This window comes from Hydrogenophaga sp. ANAO-22 (assembly GCF_042466645.1).
Classification (GTDB): domain Bacteria; phylum Pseudomonadota; class Gammaproteobacteria; order Burkholderiales; family Burkholderiaceae_C; genus Hydrogenophaga.
This window is the reverse complement of the sequence record NZ_CP159956.1, coordinates 237,855-255,497: the sequence shown is the minus strand read 5'-3', so window position 1 is coordinate 255,497 and position 17,643 is coordinate 237,855. Positions and strand designations below refer to the sequence as shown.

Annotated in this window: 14 protein-coding genes; 12 read left to right on the top strand and 2 right to left on the bottom strand. The window is 67.9% G+C overall.

The features are described from left to right. The first annotated feature begins 16 nt into the window (after positions 1-16). From ABSY19_RS00965 to ABSY19_RS00915, 11 genes are read left to right on the top strand one after another with little or no spacing between them, the layout of a single operon-like run. On the top strand, positions 17-886 hold the full coding sequence (locus ABSY19_RS00965) for an XrtA system polysaccharide deacetylase (protein ID WP_382158258.1): 870 nt from the start codon (positions 17-19) through the stop codon (positions 884-886). Then, positions 879-1,931 carry a FemAB family XrtA/PEP-CTERM system-associated protein gene (locus tag ABSY19_RS00960; protein WP_382158256.1) on the top strand — a complete coding sequence of 351 codons (1,053 nt, stop codon included), beginning with the start codon at positions 879-881 and terminating at the stop codon, positions 1,929-1,931. Before ABSY19_RS00965 ends, ABSY19_RS00960 begins: the two co-directional genes overlap by 8 nt. Before the next feature lie 21 nt (positions 1,932-1,952). Continuing rightward, positions 1,953-3,188, top strand: a complete 1,236-nt coding sequence (locus ABSY19_RS00955; RefSeq protein ID WP_382158254.1) for a TIGR03087 family PEP-CTERM/XrtA system glycosyltransferase — start codon at positions 1,953-1,955, stop codon at positions 3,186-3,188. Position 3,189: 1 nt separating this feature from the next. Beyond that, positions 3,190-5,097 carry an XrtA/PEP-CTERM system amidotransferase gene (locus ABSY19_RS00950; protein ID WP_382158252.1) on the top strand — a complete coding sequence of 636 codons (1,908 nt, stop codon included), beginning with the start codon at positions 3,190-3,192 and terminating at the stop codon, positions 5,095-5,097. Positions 5,098-5,129: 32 nt separating this feature from the next. Further along, a complete protein-coding gene (locus tag ABSY19_RS00945) occupies positions 5,130-7,241 on the top strand; it encodes an NAD-dependent epimerase/dehydratase family protein (RefSeq protein ID WP_382158250.1) in 2,112 nt (703 codons plus the stop codon). Then, positions 7,238-8,359, top strand: coding sequence for a glycosyltransferase (locus tag ABSY19_RS00940; RefSeq protein ID WP_382158248.1), 1,122 nt, complete (start codon positions 7,238-7,240; stop codon positions 8,357-8,359). Before ABSY19_RS00945 ends, ABSY19_RS00940 begins: the two co-directional genes overlap by 4 nt. A gap of 13 nt (positions 8,360-8,372) precedes the next feature. After that, entirely contained in the window at positions 8,373-9,572 is a 1,200-nt protein-coding gene (locus ABSY19_RS00935; protein WP_382158246.1) for a glycosyltransferase family 4 protein, read from the top strand. A gap of 3 nt (positions 9,573-9,575) precedes the next feature. After that, positions 9,576-11,117 (top strand): hypothetical protein, encoded by a 1,542-nt coding sequence (locus ABSY19_RS00930; RefSeq protein ID WP_382158244.1) that lies wholly within the window; start codon positions 9,576-9,578, stop codon positions 11,115-11,117. Further along, complete coding sequence (locus ABSY19_RS00925) at positions 11,102-12,292, top strand: glycosyltransferase family 4 protein (RefSeq protein WP_382158242.1); 1,191 nt, start codon at positions 11,102-11,104, stop codon at positions 12,290-12,292. Before ABSY19_RS00930 ends, ABSY19_RS00925 begins: the two co-directional genes overlap by 16 nt. Then, positions 12,289-12,450 (top strand): hypothetical protein, encoded by a 162-nt coding sequence (locus tag ABSY19_RS00920; RefSeq protein ID WP_382158240.1) that lies wholly within the window; start codon positions 12,289-12,291, stop codon positions 12,448-12,450. The genes ABSY19_RS00925 and ABSY19_RS00920 overlap by 4 nt, the downstream gene beginning before the upstream one ends. Positions 12,451-12,458: 8 nt before the next feature. Beyond that, positions 12,459-13,772: a putative O-glycosylation ligase, exosortase A system-associated gene (locus tag ABSY19_RS00915; protein WP_382158238.1), complete on the top strand. Its 1,314-nt coding sequence runs from the start codon at positions 12,459-12,461 to the stop codon at positions 13,770-13,772. 22 nt (positions 13,773-13,794) lie between these two features. Here the strand turns inward: ABSY19_RS00915 and ABSY19_RS00910 are convergent, their stop codons facing one another. Beyond that, the gene (locus tag ABSY19_RS00910) at positions 13,795-15,216 is read right to left on the bottom strand and encodes an oligosaccharide flippase family protein (RefSeq protein WP_382158236.1); all 1,422 of its coding nucleotides are present in this window, start codon (positions 15,214-15,216) and stop codon (positions 13,795-13,797) included. Between the two features lie 341 nt (positions 15,217-15,557). Between ABSY19_RS00910 and ABSY19_RS00905 the strand changes: the two genes are divergently transcribed. After that, positions 15,558-16,715 carry an acyltransferase family protein gene (locus ABSY19_RS00905; protein ID WP_382158234.1) on the top strand — a complete coding sequence of 386 codons (1,158 nt, stop codon included), beginning with the start codon at positions 15,558-15,560 and terminating at the stop codon, positions 16,713-16,715. Positions 16,716-16,725: 10 nt separating this feature from the next. On the opposite strand, the gene ABSY19_RS00900 is transcribed toward ABSY19_RS00905, so the two are convergent. Next, positions 16,726-17,427, bottom strand: coding sequence for a 4'-phosphopantetheinyl transferase family protein (locus ABSY19_RS00900; RefSeq protein WP_382158232.1), 702 nt, complete (start codon positions 17,425-17,427; stop codon positions 16,726-16,728). Between the last annotated feature and the right edge of the window lie 216 nt (positions 17,428-17,643).

The following is a 17,643-nucleotide window of genomic DNA, read 5'->3' as shown; positions in this document are numbered from 1 at the left end:
CCCAAAGGGGGTTCCCATGCCATCCAACGCACCCATCGAAAACGCCCTGACCATCGACGTCGAAGACTACTTCCAGGTCTCGGCCATGGCGCCCTACATCGACCGTGCCGATTGGGACCGCTGCGAGTGCCGGGTCGAACACAACATCGACCGCATCCTGCAGCTGCTCGCGGCGAAGAACACCCACGCCACCTTCTTCACCCTGGGCTGGATCGCCGAGCGCTACCCCGACATGGTGCGCCGCATCGTGCGCGAAGGCCATGAACTCGCCAGCCATGGTTATGGGCACCAGCGGGTGAGCGACCTCACCGAGGCCGAGTTCTTCGACGACATCACGCGCTCCAAGGGCCTGCTGGAAGACCTGGGCGGCCAGGCGGTCTGGGGCTATCGGGCGCCGAGCTTCTCCATCGGTGCGAAGAACCTGTGGGCGCTCGACACCCTGCAGCGCGCGGGCTACCGCTACAGCTCCAGCATCTACCCGGTCAAGCACGACCACTACGGCATGCCCGATGCGCCGCGCTTCGCCTACGAGACCTCGGGCGGCATGATGGAAGTGCCGCCGACCACGCTGCGCATGTTCAACCGCAACCTGCCGTCCAGCGGCGGCGGTTATTTCCGCCTCATGCCCTATGCGCTCTCGCGCTGGATGCTGCAGCAGGTGAACAGGCAGGACGAGCAATCCGCCATCTTCTACTTCCACCCCTGGGAGATCGACCCCGGGCAACCGCGCGTGGCCGGCATCGACCTCAAGACCCGCTTTCGCCACTACGTCAACATCGGCCGCACGGAACAGCGCCTCGCGCGCCTGCTGGACGATTTCCAATGGGACCGCATGGACAACATCTTCATCGGCAGCCGCGTGAAGAAAGAGGTGTCCGTTGTCTGAGCCTGCTCTTCTGCGCATCCACCGCCTCGACAGCGCCCAAGCCGACCAGATCGCCCGCTGGGACGCCTTCGTCCTGGCGCAGCCGCAGGCCACGTTCTTCCACCGCGCGGGCTGGCAGACGGTCATCCGCGACGTCTTCCGCCACGACACCTACTTTCTCTACGCCGAGTCCGGCGGCGAGATCCAGGGCGTGCTGCCGCTGGCCCATGTCAACAGCCGCCTGTTCGGCAACGCGCTGACCGGCCTGCCGTTCGCGGTGTACGGCGGCGCGGCCGCCGCGACCCCCGAGGCCGCCACGGCGCTCGAAGCCGAGGCCCAGCGCCTGGCCGTCGAGCTCGGCACCGACCACCTGGAGCTGCGCCACATCGAGCGCCGCCACACCGACTGGCCGGTGCAGGAGCTCTACGTCACCTTCCGCAAGGCCATCCTGCCCAAGGAAGAGGACAACATGCTGGCCATCCCGCGCAAGCAGCGCGCCATGGTGCGCAAGGGCATCAAGAACGCGCTGACCTCGCACATCGACCCGACCGTCGACCGCTTCTTCGCCCTGTACGCCGACAACGTGCACCGCCACGGCACGCCGGCCATGCCCAAGCGCTACTTCCAGACCCTGCTCAAGACCTTCGGCGCCGACGCCGAGGTGCTGACCGTGTGCTCGGCCGAAGGCACGCCGCTGTCCAGCGTGCTCAGCTTCTACTTCCGCGACGAGGTGCTGCCGTACTACGCGGGCGACGACGAGGCCGCCCGCGACCTGGCCGCCAACGATTTCAAATACTGGGAACTCATGCGCCTGGCCTGCGCGCGCGGACTCAAGGTGTTCGACTACGGGCGCAGCAAGGAGGGCACCGGCCCCTACGCGTTCAAGAAGAACTGGGGCTTCGAGCCCACGCCGCTGAACTACGAGTACCGCCTGTACAAGCGCGAGGGCATTCCGCAGAACAACCCGGCCAACGCCAAGTACAAGCTGCTGATCGCCACCTGGCGGCGCCTGCCCATTGGCGTGGCCAATTGGCTGGGCCCGTTCATCGTGCGCAATCTGGGCTGAGCGACGCCACCTTGACGCACCATGGCCAACCTGCTGTACCTCGTTCACCGCCTTCCGTATCCGCCCAACAAGGGCGACAAGGTGCGCTCGTACCACCTGTTGCGCCACCTGCTGCAGAAACACCGCGTGTTCCTGGGCACCTTCATCGACGACCCTGACGACGAGCAGCACCTGCCCACGCTGAAGGCCCTGTGTCCGGACCTGCACGTCGAGCGCATCGCGCCGCGCCAGGCCAAGCTGATGAGTGCCACCGGCCTGCTGCGCGGCGAGGCGCTGACGCTGGCCTACTACCGCAACGCCGGCATGCGGCGCTGGGTCGAGCAGGTGGCCCAGGCCCACGAGCTGCAGGCCAGCGTGGTGTTCTCGGGCGCCATGGCGCAGTACGCGCAGCCGCTGGCGCCGGCCGTGCCCATGCTGGTCGATTTTGTCGATGTGGATTCGGCCAAGTGGACGCAATACGCTCCCGCGCACCGCTGGCCGATGTCGGCCGTGTACCGGCGCGAGGGCGAACGCCTGCTGGCCTACGAACGCGAGGTGGCCTCGCAGGCGCGCCGCTCCTTCTTCGTCACGCCGAACGAGACCGCGCTGTTTCTCTCGCACGCGCCCGAGGCCCAAGGCCATGTGCAGTCGCTCAGCAACGGCGTGGACGCCGATTTCTTCACCCCCGATCCCGCGCGCGCCAACCCGTTCGCGGCGAACGAGCAGGCGATCGTGTTCACCGGTGCCATGGACTACTGGCCCAACATCGACGGCGTGAGCTGGTTCGTCTCGGACATGCTGCCGCGCCTGCGCGCGCACTGGCCGCGGGCGCGTTTCTACATCGTGGGCCGCAGCCCCTCGCCGCAGGTGCAGGCCCTGGCCGGCCAGCACGTGGTGGTCACCGGCACCGTGCCCGATGTGCGGCCCTACCTGCAGCATGCCGCCGCGGTCGTGGCGCCGCTGCGCGTGGCGCGCGGCATCCAGAACAAGATCCTCGAAGCCATGGCCATGGAGCAGGCGGTGATCACCGTGCCGTCCTGCGCCGAAGCCATCGGCGCCAGCAGCGCGCAGGGTTTGCTGCGCGCCGAGGATGCCGACGGTTTCCTGCAGGCGCTGCAGCAACTGCTCGATGCGCCGCCAACCCAGGCCGCAGCGCTCGGCCGCGAGGCCCGCCGCTTCGTGCTGCAGGGTTTCAGCTGGCAGGCCCACCTGAGCGGCATCGACGCCTGCCTGGACGACCCCCACCAACTCAACGCCTCCGTGCAGGAGGCCCACTGACATGTGCGGCATTTCCGGCCTGTTCGACACCCAGGGTCTGCGCAGCTACGACCGCGCGCTGGTGTCCCGCATCAACGACATCCAGGCCCACCGGGGGCCGGACGAAGACGACCTGCACCTCGAACCCGGCCTGGCGCTGGGCCACCGGCGCCTGTCGGTGATCGACCTGGCCACGGGCCAGCAGCCGCAGTTCAACGCCGACGCCAGCGTGGGCATCGTCTTCAACGGCGAGATCTACAACTTCCAGGAACTCGTGCCCGAGCTCAAGGCCCTGGGCTACGTGTTCCGCACGCGCAGCGACACCGAGGTGATCGTGCACGCCTGGTCGGCCTGGGGCACGGCCTGCGTGCACCGCCTGCGTGGCATGTTCGCCTTCGCCATCTGGGACCGCGCGCAGCAGTCGCTGTTCCTCGCGCGCGACCGCATGGGCGTCAAGCCCATGCACTACGCCTGGTTGCCCGACGGCAGTTTCATCTTCGGCTCCGAACTCAAGGTGATCACGGCCCACCCGGGCTTCGTGCGCGAGATCGACCCGAAGGCGGTGGAAGACTATTTCTCGTTCGGCTACGTGCCCGACCCGCGCTGCATCTACCGCAACGCCCACAAGCTGCCGGCGGCGCACACGCTGCTGCTGCGCCGGGGCGAAGCCGACCAGCCCGCGCCCGTGCCGTACTGGGACGTGCAGTTCACCAACGACAACCCGATCGAGCAGGCCGATGCCGAGGTCGAGCTGCGCGACCGCGTGCGCGAGTCCGTCAAGCTGCGCCTGATCGCCGACGTGCCGCTGGGTGCCTTCCTCTCGGGTGGGGTCGATTCCAGCGCCGTGGTCGCGACCATGGCCGGCCTGTCCGACACACCGGTGCAGACCTGCGCGATCGGTTTCGACGACCCGCGCTTCAACGAGTCCGAGTTCGCCCAGCAGGTCGCCGACCGCTACAAGACCGACCACCGGCTGGAGATCGTCAAGAGCGACGACTTCGACCTGATCGACACCCTGGCCTGGCTGTACGACGAACCCTACGCCGACAGCTCCGCCATTCCGACCTACCGCGTCTGCGAGATGGCGCGCAAGCACGTCACCGTGGCGCTCTCGGGCGATGGCGGCGACGAAAGCCTGGGCGGCTACCGGCGCTACCGCATGCACCTGGGCGAGGAGCGCGTGCGCAACCGACTGCCGCACGGCCTGCGCCAGTCGGTGTTCGGCACGCTGGGCCGGCTCTACCCCAAGGCCGACTGGGCGCCGCGCATGTTCCGCGCCAAGACCACCTTCCAGGCCATGGCCATGGACAGCGTGCAGGCCTACCACCACAGCATGTCGCACCTGCGCGCCGACCAGCGCGCGCGCCTGTTCTCGTCCGCGTTCCAGCGCGAGCTGGGCGGCTACAACGCCATCGAGGTGTTCCGCGAGCACGCCCAGCGCGCGCAGACCGACGACCCGCTCGCGCTGATCCAGTACCTGGACTACAAGACCTGGCTGGTCGGTGACATCAACACCAAGGTGGACCGCGCCGCCATGGCGCACTCGCTGGAGGTGCGCGAACCCCTGATGGACCACCAGCTCATCGAGTGGCTGGCCACGCTGCCCAGCGATCTGAAGATCCAGGGCGGGGAGGGCAAGGCGGTGTTCAAGAAGGCTTTCGAGCCGCTGCTGCCGCACGACGTGCTGTACCGGCCCAAGATGGGCTTCTCGGTGCCCCTGGCGAAGTGGTTGCGCGGGCCGTTGGCGCAGCGCATGCGCGAATCGGTGCTGAGCCCGCGCATGCTGGACTCGGGCTACTTCAATGCCACCGTGCTCGAGCGCATGGTGAAAGAACACCTGAGCGGCCAGTCCGACCATTCCACGCCCTTGTGGATGCTGATCATGTTCGATGCGTTCCTGCGGCAGAACGAGAAGAGCGCGCCCGTCTGACGGGCCAAGAATTCATTTCCAGGAGGATGTTTGTGAGCAACAAGAAGAAGGTGCTGCTGGTCGGCGCCGGCAATATCGCCAAGACCCACGCGGCCGCGCTGCGCGAGATCCCGGGTGTGGAGCTGTATGGCGTGTTCGACGTGAACGCCGCCACCGCCCAGGGCCTGGCCAAGGAATTCGGCGCGGGCCGCGTGTTCAACTCGATCGAGGAAGCCGCCGCCTCGGACGCCGACACCGTGCACGTGTTGACGCCACCGGACTTCCACCTGTCTTCCGCCATGCCCTTCGTGGCCGCAGGCAAGACCGTGCTGCTGGAAAAGCCGGTGGGCGTGAGCACCGCCGAGTGCGAGCAGCTGCGCGAAGCCGCAGGTCAGTCCGGCGCCGTGATCGGCGTGAACCAGAACCTGGTGTTCAACCCCGCCTACGTGCAGCTCAAGGAAGCCATCGCGTCGGGCCGCCTGGGCAAGCCGCGTTACCTCGACTACGTGTACGAAGTGCCGCTGCGCCAGCTGGCCGCGCGCCAGTTCGGCCACTGGATGTTCCGCAAGCCGCTCAACATCCTGCTGGAGCAGGCGGTGCACCCGCTGTCGCAGGTGCTCGATCTCGCCGGTTCGGTGCGCGAGCTCTCGGTGCTGGCCGAGGACCCGGTGGAAATCTCGCCCGGCGTCGGCCTTCACAACGCCTGCCAGGTGTCGCTGCGCTGCGAGCGCATGCCCGCCCACATGCGCTTCCATGTAGGCGCGGAGTTCACGGTGTGCCGCATGACCGTGGTCTGCGACGACGGCGTGGCGGTGGCCGACATGTTCGCCAACCAGTTCCACACCCTGGAGCGCACCGCCTACATGGAGCCGGTGGATGCCTGGCTCTCCGCGCGCGCTACCGGCAAACAGGTGAAGTCGCAAGGCTTCTCGGTGCTGCGCGACTACGTCATGGCCACGGCCAAGCTCAAGCCGCGCTCCGATGCGTTCTACCTGGGCATGAAGGGCAGCCTGCAGGCCTTCTACCAGGAGCTGCAGAGCCAGGGCAAGCCCCGCATCGACCTCGACTTCGGCGCCGAACTGGTCTCGGTCTGCGAGCAGATGGCCGCGGCCTTCAAGCCCTTGCCCGCGCGCGCCACGCCGGTGGCCGAGCCCGCGCCCACGGGTGACCTGGTCGTGGTGCTGGGCGGCACCGGTTTCATCGGCTCGCACACCGTGGCGGCTTTGCTGGGCCAGGGCCACCGCGTGCGCGTGATGGCGCGCGGCGTGAACAACCTGCAGCCGGTCTTCAGCCGGCCTGGCGTGGAGATCGTGCGCGGCGACGTGAAGAACAAGGCCGACCTGGAGCGCGCGATCGCCGGCGCCCCCTACGTGATCAACCTCGCGCACGGTGGCGGTGGCGCGAACTTCGAGGCCATCCGCGCCGCGATGGTGGACTCCGCCGTGATGGTGGCCGAGGTGTGCCGCGCGGCCGGTGTGCAGCGCATGGTGCACGTGGGCTCCATCGCCAGCCTGTTCCTGGGCGATGCGGGTGAGACCATCACCGGCGCCACACCACCGGACCCCCGCCCCGAGACGCGCGCCGACTACGCCCGCGCCAAGGCCCTGGCCGACCAGGCCTTGATGGACATCCATCAGAAGACCGGCTTCCCCATCGTGCTGATGCGCCCCGGCCTGGTGGTGGGTTCGGGCACCTCGCCCTTCCACAGCGGCCTGGGCTTCTTCAACAACGACCAGTACTGCGTCGGCTGGAACGGTGGCCAGAACGCCTTGCCCTGGGTGCTGGTGGGCGACTGCGCCTCGGCCATCGTGGCCGCTGTCACCGCGCCCGCCGCGCCGGGCCGTGCCTACAACCTGGTGGGCGATGTGCGCCCGAGCGCGCGCGAGTACCTGGCCGACCTCTCGCGCACCATCGGCCGTCCGCTGAAGTTCGTGCCGTCCTCGCCCACCGGCCTGTGGCTGGTGGAGATGGGCAAGTGGCTGATCAAGCGCGTGACCGGCCGCGCCGTGGCCCGACCGTTCAAGCGCGATCTGATGTCGCGCGGCCTGCTGGCCAAAATCGACTGCAGCAACGCCAAACAGGACCTGGGCTGGCAGCCGGTGGGCGATGCCGCCACCTTCCACCGCCAGGCCATGGCCGTGCACGCCGGAGAAGGTTCTGCATGAGCGAGGGCGCACGCCCCCCGCGCGTGCTGCTGCACGCCTTCTCGACCTTCAAGCTGGGCGGGCCGCAGGCGCGCTTCGTGCAACTGGCCAATGCCCTCGGGCCGGGCTACCGCCACCTCATCGTGGCGATGGACAACTGTTTCGACGCCGGTGAGCGGCTCGACCCGGCGGTGAACTGGGAGCCGATGCGGCTCGAGGTGGTCAAGGGCGGGGCGCTGGCCAACCGGGGCGCCTTTCGCGCCTTGCTCCAGCGCCTGAAACCCGACCTGCTGCTGTCCTACAACTGGGGCGCCATCGAATGGGCGGCGGCCAACCTGCCGCGCGTGGTGCCGCACGTGCACGTGGAAGACGGCTTCGGCCCCGAAGAGGCCGCCCGGCAACTGCCGCGCCGCGTCTGGATGCGGCGCGTGCTGCTGGGCTGGAACCGCGTCTCGGTGGTGGTGGCCTCGCGCAACCTGGAGCGCTTGGCCACGGGCGTGTGGAAGCTGCCGGCGCGCCGGGTCACCTTCATCCCCAACGGCGTGGACATTCCCGCGGCGGCGCGCGCGGTGTCGGTGGAAGAAGGCCGTCCGGTGCGCATCGGCACGGTGGCCGGGCTTCGGCCGGAGAAAAACATCGCCCGCCTCATCCGCGCCTTCGCCGACGTGCGGGCCCGGCGTTCCGCCCGCCTCATCGTGGTCGGCGACGGCGCGCAGCGCGGCGAGCTGGAAGCGCTGGCGCAGCAACTCGGCGTCGCCGCCGACGTGGAATTCACCGGCTACCTCAAGGACCCGTCCGCGCGCCTGACGGACTTCGACCTGTTCGCCCTGTCGTCGGACACCGAGCAACTGCCGATCGCACTGCTCGAAGCCATGGCGGTGGGCATGCCGGTGGTGGCCACGCGCGTGGGCGACGTGGGCGACATTCTCTCGGACGTGTCGCCCGACAACCTCTGCGAGCCGCAGGACGACCTGTTCGCCGCCACCCTCGCGCGCGCCCTGGACCAGCAGCCCCTGTGGCCGGCGTGGGCGCGGGCCGGCCGCGAGAAGGTGCAGGCCTCGTACGCCAAGGCCCTCATGACCGCCCAATGGAAGCGGGTGTTCGATGGCCAACTTCACCGATCCTCTGTGGCGGCCTGAGGCCGCTCGACCCATGAAAATCCTGTACCACCACCGCACGGCATCGAAAGACGGCCAGGCCGTGCACATCGAAGAGATGATCGAGGCCTTGCGCAGCGAGGGGCATGAGGTGCGCGTGGTCAGTCCGGGTGGCGACGAGCCCGAAAGCAGTGCGCCAGGGCAGGGCGGCAATGGCCAGATGGGCAGCGACATGGGCTGGGTGCACCGCCTCAAGGCCCTGATGCCCAAGGCCTTGTACGAACTCATGGAGCTGGCCTACAGCGTGCTGGCCTACCGCAAGCTGATGAAGGCCGCGAAAGACTTCCAGCCCGACGTCATCTACGAACGCTACAACCTCTTCCTGCTCAGCGGCCTGATGGCCAAGAAGCGGCTCGGCATTCCCCTGCTGCTGGAGGTGAACGCGCCGCTGGTGTTCGAACGCTCGCAGCACAGTGGCGGCCTGGCCCTGCAGGCGCTGGCCCGCTGGGCCGAGGGTGTGGCCTGGCGCGGCGCGGACTGCGTGCTGCCCGTGACCAATGTGCTGGCCGACCACGTGCGCGCCCGCGGCGTGCCCGACGCGCGCATCCAGGTCATCCCCAACGGCATCAACCGCGCGCACTTCGCCCAGGCCCCGACCCAGGAGACCGCCAAGGCCCACCTCGGCCTGCAGGGCCGCCTGGTGCTGGGCTTCACCGGCTTCGTGCGCGACTGGCACGGCGTGGACCGCATCGTCGACTGGATGGCCTCGCCGCAGGCACCGTCCCACACCCACCTGCTGGTGGTGGGCGACGGCCCGGTGCGAGAAGCGCTCGAGCAGCAGGCCCGGCGCCTGGGCCTGGCCGACCGAGTGACCTTCACCGGCGTGATCCACCGCGACCGGGTGCCCGCGCACGTGGCCGCCTTCGACGTCGCCCTGCAGCCCGCCGTGACGCCCTATGCGTCGCCCCTGAAGCTGATGGAATACCTGGTGCTGGGCAAGGCCGTCGTGGCGCCCGCCACCCCCAACCTGCTGGAGGTGCTGACCCACGAGGACAACGCCCTGTTGTTCGACGAGGCCGTGCCCACGGGCATGCAGGACGCGCTGACGCGCCTCTGCACCGACGACAGCCTGCGCGAGCGGCTGGCCGTCGCGGCGCACGACACCATCGACCGGCTCAGCCTCACCTGGACGGGCAACGCCCGGCGGGTGGTGGCGCTGTCGACCTCCCTGGCCCAGGCTTCCCCGACGAGGTGAACCATGACGACGCGAAGCACCGACTCTCTTTCGAGCAAGGGGGCCCTGGGCGGCCTGTTGCTGGTGCTGCTGGTCGCGTTCGGCTTGCGCTTCATGGCGATCCGGGCCGATGGGGGCCTGTGGTTCGATGAAATCTTCGGTGCGAGCTACGTCAACCTGAATCCGCTGGACGTGGTGGTCGCGGTGATGCGCTTCGACATCCACCCGCCGCTGTACTACCTGCAGCTCAACGCCTGGGGCGTGTTCTCGAAACAGGACACCTGGCTGCTCCTGAACTCGGTGTTCTGGAGCCTGGGTTCCATCGTGGTGGTGTACCTGGGCGTGGCCGCGCGGGCCGGCCGCCGCGCCGCGCTGCTGGCCGCGGCCTTCACGGCGCTGCTGGGCAGCGAGATCTACTACGCCTCCGACCTGCGCATGTACGCCATGCTGGGCTGCAACGTGCTGCTGCTCTGGTACTGCGTCGACCAATGGCTGCTGAACGGCCGGCGCGGCCACTGGTGGGCCATGTGCCTGCTGGTGCTCTCGCTGTCCATGCTGCACAGCATCGCCTTCATCGCGGTGGGGTCGGTGCTGTGTTACACGCTGATCCGCTGCTGGGTGGCCGGCGAGCGCCACCGCCTCAAGCCCCTGCTGGGGTTCATCGGGATTTCGGGTGTGTTGCTGCTGCCCTGGCTGGCGAACGCCAGCTTCCGTTCGGTGTCGCACACCCGCATGCCGAGTTTCGACAGCGTGGCGCAGACCCTCGGTGGCTGGCTGCTGGGCTACTTCCCCGGGGCCACGACCACGCAGTACGCGGTGGCCGCCGCCCTGGTGCTGGCGCTGGTGCTCTACCTGCTGGTGTTCGGCTCGGCCTACGTGAGGGCCTGCGTGGTCTCGTTCGTGGTGCTGCCGGTGCTGGTGGTGGGGGTCATCTCGCTGGTGCTGCGGCCCATCTGGCTGGACCGCACGCTGGCCTACACCGCGCCTTTCCTCGCCGTGGCGCTGGCCGTGCACCTGCACGAGCGCCTGCGGCCGGACGCACGCCTGCGGGTGTGGGGCGCGGCGCTGGTGGTGGCCTTGCTGGTTTTCGTGGCGGCCTATGGCGCCGGCTGGGAGCGGCTGCAGACCCCGCGCAAGATGGACTTCCACCAGGCCGCCCGGCACATCGCGCAGGACAACACCGAGCGCCGCGACATCTACGTGCCCTCCAACGTGCGCTACTGGGCCACGGCCCGCTACCTCCAGGGGCCGGGCTGGGGCAGCCTGCTCGCCATCCAGGACCCGGCGAAGATCGACGACTCCGACACCTGGCGCCGGATCTACCAGAAGCTGGGCGACACCTGGCTGGAGCGCCTGCACCTCAAGGGCGCGGCGCGTTTCATCGACACGCCCCATGGACGCCTGTGGATCGGCTACAGCCCGCTGCCCGACGAGGTGGTGGCGCGCGGCTACTACCTGGTGGGCGACAACAACGACCGCGACAAGGCCCAGCCCTGCCCGCAAGGGCGCGAGACGTCCCGGAAAAGTTTTGAAGGTGTGATGGTGTTCGAATGCAAAAATCCCTGAAGCCCCTTCGCATCCTGCTGTTCTCCAGCCTGTACCCGAGCGAGGTGCGGCCCATCCACGGCATCTTTGTCGAGACTCGCCTGCGCGAGCTGCTGAAAACCGGGCAGGTCCAGGCCAAGGTGGTGGCGCCAGTGCCCTGGTTCCCGCTGAAGTCGCCCCGCTTCGGTGAATACGCCCAGTTCGCGGCCACGCCGCGCCTGGAGCAGCGCAACGGGCTGGAAGTGCACCACCCACGTTACCTGCTGCTGCCCAAGGTCGGCATGAACCTCGCGCCCTACACCATGGCCCTGGGGGCCCTGGCGACGGTGCGGCGCCTGCAGAAGCAGGGCTTCGATTTCGACCTGATCGACGCTCACTACTACTACCCCGACGGGGTGGCCGCCGGGCTGCTGGCGCGCTGGCTGAAAAAGCCCTTCGTCGTGACCGCGCGCGGCACCGACCTGAACCTCATTCCCGAGTACCCCTTTCCCCGCAAGCTCATCCTCCAGACCGCCGAACAGGCGCAGGCCTCGATCGGCGTGTGCCGTGCGCTCATGGATTCGCTCGCCGCCCTCGGCGCGGACCCGGGCAAGCTCAACACCTTGCGCAACGGCGTCGACCTCGAGCGCTTCACCCCCGAGCCGCGCGAGGCCGCGAGGCAGCGCCTGGGCCTGGATGTGCAGGGGCCGTACCTGCTGTCGGTGGGCCACCTGATCGAGCGCAAGGGCCACCACATCGCGATCGAGGCGCTGCCCGCCATGCCGGGCGTGACCTTGCTGGTGGCCGGGGGCGGGCCGGAGCAGGGCGCCTTGAAGGCGCTGGCGGCGCGCCTGGGCGTGAGCGAGCGCGTGCGCTGGGTGGGCGTGGTGCCGCAGACCGAACTCAAGTGGTGGTACAGCGCGGCCGATGCGCTGGCCCTGTGTTCCAGCCGCGAAGGCTGGGCCAATGTGCTGCTGGAGGCCATGGCCTGTGGCACGCCGGTGATCGCCACCAACATCTGGGGCACGCCCGAAGTGGTCAGCCAGCACGCCGCCGGCCTGCTGATGGCGCGCCGTGACGGGCCGGCCCTGGCCGAGGCCTGGGGCCGGCTGATGGGCGACCTGCCCCCGCGCGCGGCCACGCGCGCGCACGCCGAAACCTTTTCCTGGGACTCCACCACCCAAGGGCAACTCGACATCTTCAGGAGGTTCGCATGACCGAAGGCTTGCTGCTGTTGGCCGAACTGGTGCTGCTCGCGCTGCTCTTGCTGGCGGTGCGGCGCAAGGCCCGTGATCCGAAGACGCCCGACATGGGCTTCTTCTCCTACGAGGTGCTCACCGATGACGCACCGCCCGCGCCGAAGAAAAGGAACTAGGAACCGCCATGCGTGACCTGCTGGTCTTCGGGGCCGTGCTGCTCTTCGTGCCCCTGGGCTTTTCGAACGCCTTCATCGGCTACCTGCTGTGGGGCTGGGCCGGCCTGATCGCCATGAACAGCTACGTGCACGGCTTCATGGGCGCCGTGCCCTTCGTGCAGCTGTTCGCTCTGGTCACCATGGCCTCGCTGCTGATGCGCCGGGGCGACCGCTTCGAGCGCATCGAGATCAACCGCACCACGGTGCTGATGATGCTGTTCGCGGTGCACGGCTTCTTTGTCGCGCTGTTCGCCTACCCAGGCCTGGACCGCAACTGGGAGCTCTTCGGCAACCTGGTCAAGACTGTGCTGTTCTGCCTGTTGATGCCGGTGTTCGTGACCTCGCGCTACCGCATCCATGCCATGGTGGTGATGGTGGTGCTGGCGACGAGCTTTCACGGCGCCCTCGATGGGCTGAAATTCATCGCCAGCGGTGGCGGGCACAACGCGCGCGGCATCGCCAAGTTCGGGGACAACAACCACTTCGCGATGGTGCTGCTGATGGTGTTGCCGCTGCTGTACTACCTCTACCAGATCTCTTCGCGCAAGCTGGCCAAGATCGGCTTTGCCGTGCTGCTGCCGCTCACGGCCTTCGCCGTGGTGGCCACGGCCTCGCGCGGCGCCTTGATCGGCCTGTGCGTGATCGTCTTCTTCATCCTCATGAAGAGCCGCAACCGCATGATCGGCATCGTGATCGTGGCCATCAGCGTGGCGGTGGTGGTGCAGCTGGCGCCCGATTCGTGGTCCGAGCGCATGGAGACCATCAAGACCGCGAAGGAAGACGATTCCCTGCTGGGCCGTTTCGGCGCCTGGCGGGTGAGCTCGTCCATCGCCCTGTCCAACCCGGTCTTCGGTGGTGGTTTCCGGGCCGTGCAGTCGTCCGCGCTCTGGGACTCGTTCAAGGATGGCCCCACCTTGCTGCCCTTCATCGAGGTCGCGCCAAGCAGCCCCTCGGGCCTGGCCGCGCACAGCATCTGGTTCGAGGTGATGGGTGACATGGGCTTCATCGGCTTCCTGCTGTTCGTCGCGCTGGTGGCCAATGCCTTCCTCACGCGCCGGGAAATCCTGAAGCTGACCAAGGCGCGAGGGCCCTCGCTGCGCTGGGCGTCCGACCTGGCCGACATGCTGGGCGCCGCCCTGCTGGCCTTCGTGGTGACGGGCTCGCTGCTCAGCGCCGCGTACTTCGAGCTGCCCTACATCTTCCTGATCCTGATGGAGGTGCTCAAGCAGCACGTCCGCAAGACCGTGGCGGCCGGCAAGGTGCCGCCGCCAGCCCCGGCCTGAGGCCGGTGGGCGCGGGGGCCGTTCAGCCCGCCGCGTCCTTCTTGAAGATCAAGGCCACCGCGCTGTCCTGGAAGCGCCGCAGCTCGGCTTCGATCGGCGGCTTCATCAGCATGATGCAGGCGTACCAGGCGGCGACGAACATCACGCCGTTGAACAGCAGGCTGAAGAAGATCGGGAAGTTGGGGTGCACGTAGGTCTTGAGCGCGTAGCTGAAGGTCCCGGTGATCAGCGAGATCAGCACGATGGGCACATTGCCCCGCAGCCACTGGCGCACGCCCAGCCCGAAGTAGACCTTGTTGACCATGACGTAGAGCGGAATGCCCACGATCTGGCCGATGGCCATGGCGATGCCGAAGCTCACCAGGGTGCCGTCGAACAGCATGATGGCCAGCACCACCTTGATCAGCAGCACCAGCAGCGAGGGCACGGCGGCCGCATACGGCTTGCCGATGCTGGTGAGCGCGGGTGTGACCAGGCGAAAGAGGATGCCGGCGGCCCCCGTGAGGCACAGCCAGGGGATCACGTCGATGCTGGCCACCCACTGCGGACCGAACAGGAACAGGATGATCTCCCGGTCCATCACCATCATCCACACCATGGCGGGGATGATGACCACGGAGATGTACGACGAAGCCTGCTGGATCGCCGCCGCCATGTCTTCGTTGGCGTGGTGCAGCTTGGAGAGGTAGGGCAGCGCGAAATAGTCGATGGTCGACTTGAGCACCGTGTAAGGCAGCGAGACCGCCGAGGCGGCCTTGCTGAAATAGCCCACGGCCGCGGGCGTGCTCATCTTGCCCAGCATCACGTCGGGCAGCGCCGCGTCCAGGGCGGCGACGGTGGAGGTGACGATGGTGCCGGTGCCGAAGTGGGTGATCTTCTTCCAGCCCTTGAGGCTGGGCAGCCAGGGTATGGGCGTGGTGGAGTACCAGTGGTAGGCCGCGCCCGTGACGATGATGTTGACCAGGTTGGCCCAGGCCATGGTCATGTGGCCGTGGCCGGTGTAGGCCAGGGCGATGGTGGTGATGAAGTAGGTCACCACCGAGATCGCCATGACCTTGGAGGTGCGCTTGACCTCCAGGTTGCGCGTGAGCAGGGCGTAGGGGATGGAGCCGAACGGAATGAAGACGAAGCCGATGGCCAGCACCTTGACCACGTCGCCGACCTCGGGTGTCTTGAAGAACACCGACCACACATCGGACGTGAAGAACAGGATCGCGGCGACGGTCCAGGACGTCACCAGCAGCACGCCCAGCGCGGTGCGGATGGTCTGCTGCGTGACCTCCTTCTCCTTGACGATGTAGGAGAACACACCGAAGTCGCGGAACACGTGCGCGAAGGTGATGAGGATGGCGCTCATCGAGAAGATGCCGATGTCCGTGGGGGTCAGCAGGCGCGCCAGGATGACCGACAGGGCGAAGTTGGCGACCGTGGCGCCATTGCTCACCAAAAACTGCAGGCCGATTTTTTTTCTTATGTTCAACGGAGGTTCCCGGATTTTCGTTGGGGCAGGGGGGCACGCGGGTGCGGCGGCGCGGCGGTGGCGAGTGCCTCTGGGCGGTTCACGGGGGGCTCAGGTGTTGCGTGGCATTGTAGTGAGCCGACATGACTCGACGGCGTCTGGTTTCGAAGGTTTTCCAGTGGTACGGCAGTGTGTACGGGTTTCGTCGCGTTTGGGGCATTCGATTCCTCGCCAGATGTGAAGCAATGCGGAATCCCACCGCTTTTGCGGGCCCACTTTGTCAACTATTTGTTACATTGAGCGTCCCCCCCAGACGGAGTTCCCCCATGCCCGCGACCAGCGATGCCGCGCGCCCCGCCGCGACGATGACGCCCGCGCTCTCCGTGTGGCTGGACCTGTGCCGCGTGCTCGCGGCCCTGGCGGTCTACATCGGGCATTCGGTCTACCTCAAGGTGGCGCCATCGGCGCTCACGCTCACCTGGCACCGGTCGGCGGATGATGCGGTGATCGCCTTCTTCGTGATCTCCGGTCTGGTGATCGCGCACACCACCCGCGATCGCCAGCTCAGCGGAGGGCGGTACGCGCTGGCGCGCCTCTCGCGCGTGTACTCCGTCGCGCTGCCCGCGGTGCTGCTGGCCCTGGCCATCGATCTGGTCGGGATGCGGCTCAACCCCAGCCTGTACACACCCGACTGGCAGTACCCCAGGCTCTGGTTCTACCTGCCGTTCCACTGGTTGTTTCTGGGCGAGACCTGGTTCGGCGCCATCCAGCCGTTCAGCATGGCGCCGTACTGGTCGCTCGGTTACGAGGTCTGGTACTACGTGTTGTTCGGCGTGGCCCTGTTTCTGCGCGGGCCGCTGCGCTGGGTCGCCCTGATCGGGGTACTGGCCGTGATGGGGCCGCGCATCGCGCTGCTGTTGCCGGTCTGGCTGCTGGGCGTCTGGCTCCAGCGGCGCCTGCCCGGCCTGCGGATGGGGCCGCGCGCCGCACGGCTGCTCATGGGCCTTGCCGTGGCCGCCTACCTGGTGTTTTTCCTGTCGGGCCTGCGGGGCGTGACCGACGAGGCATCGCGCCGCCTTTACGCTGGCTTCAGCCAGGTCCTGCCCGTGCCTTTCGACCCGGGTTCCACAGTCCATGTGCTGTCGGACTGCGTGGTGGCCCTGATCTTCGCGGGCTTCGTCATCGGCTGCGCGCGTTGTGAATGGGACTTCAAGGGGGCCGGGGCGCGCTGGATCCAGCGGCTCGCCGGCTTCACCTTCAGCTTCTACCTGATCCATTTCACCCTGCTGGTGTTCGCCAGCGCCCTGGGCCTGTCGCAGCCCGGCTGGGGCCTGTACGGCGTGCTCCTGCTGGCGGTGCTGGCCGCCACCTGGGCGCTGGCCCAGGTGGGCGAGCTGCGGCGCGACTGGTACCGCGCGCGCCTGCTGAGCCTGTGGAACGCCGGTGCCTGGTGGCGCCGCGACCGGCCCCGCGCGGGCGCCTGAAAGCCGTCCGCTACATCGCCAGGTGGCGGTCGGTGTCCGCCAGGCGCGCGCAGGCGGCCTGGCCGGGAAATGGCAGCGCCAGGCTGTGCACCGCCATGGCACAGGCCTGACCCTGGACGTCGATCGCGGTGAACCGAGGCTCGGTCTCGATCCCCGCCTCGAACACCCCGGGCTCGATGGACAGGCCGCTGCCCAGGGCTTTGAGGCAGGCTTCCTTGCGGGTCCAGCAGCGCAGGAAGGCCTCCAGGCGCCGGTCCGGATCGACCGCGCACAAGGCCAGGAACTCGGCCGGGGAAAAATTGCGCTGCGCCAGCGATTCGAGGTCGTTCATCTCCCGTGGCACCTCGATGTCCACGCCGATCGGCGCGTCGGCGCAAAGCCCGATCAGCGCCCAGTCGCCGCTGTGGCTCATGTTGAAGTGGGGCTGCCCCTCGCCCCGCAGGCGCGGTTTGCCGAACGGGCCTTCGACGAAGCTCAGGACGCGCGCGGGCTGGCCCGTGACCTGCGCCAGCAGCTGGCGCAGCGCCGTGTGGCTGGCACGGTAACGGCGGGCATCGCGTTCGAAATGGAAGCGGCCGGCCTTGGCCCTTTCGGTCGCGCTGAGCAGCGCGATCTGGTCGGGATCGCCGGGGTCCGACGAGGGCAGGCTCAGGTCGACGAGCCAGAGGGTGATGCCGATGGCTTCGGGTGAGGTCAGGTGCGTGGCGGTCATGCGGAAAAGGCTGCTTGAATGGTCATATTTCCGGGCTGGGAGGAGAAGGGATTCGTCTATAGTGCACGAGCACTTTCCAGTGCAGTGCGACAACCTAGTACTACCTCACTGCTACCCCGTCCCCAAGTGTGCGGAAATGCACTTAATGGCAGGTACTTTCGCGTTGTCACGATGCTACGTTTGGTAACATCATTCTTTCATGAAGGCAGAGACGTT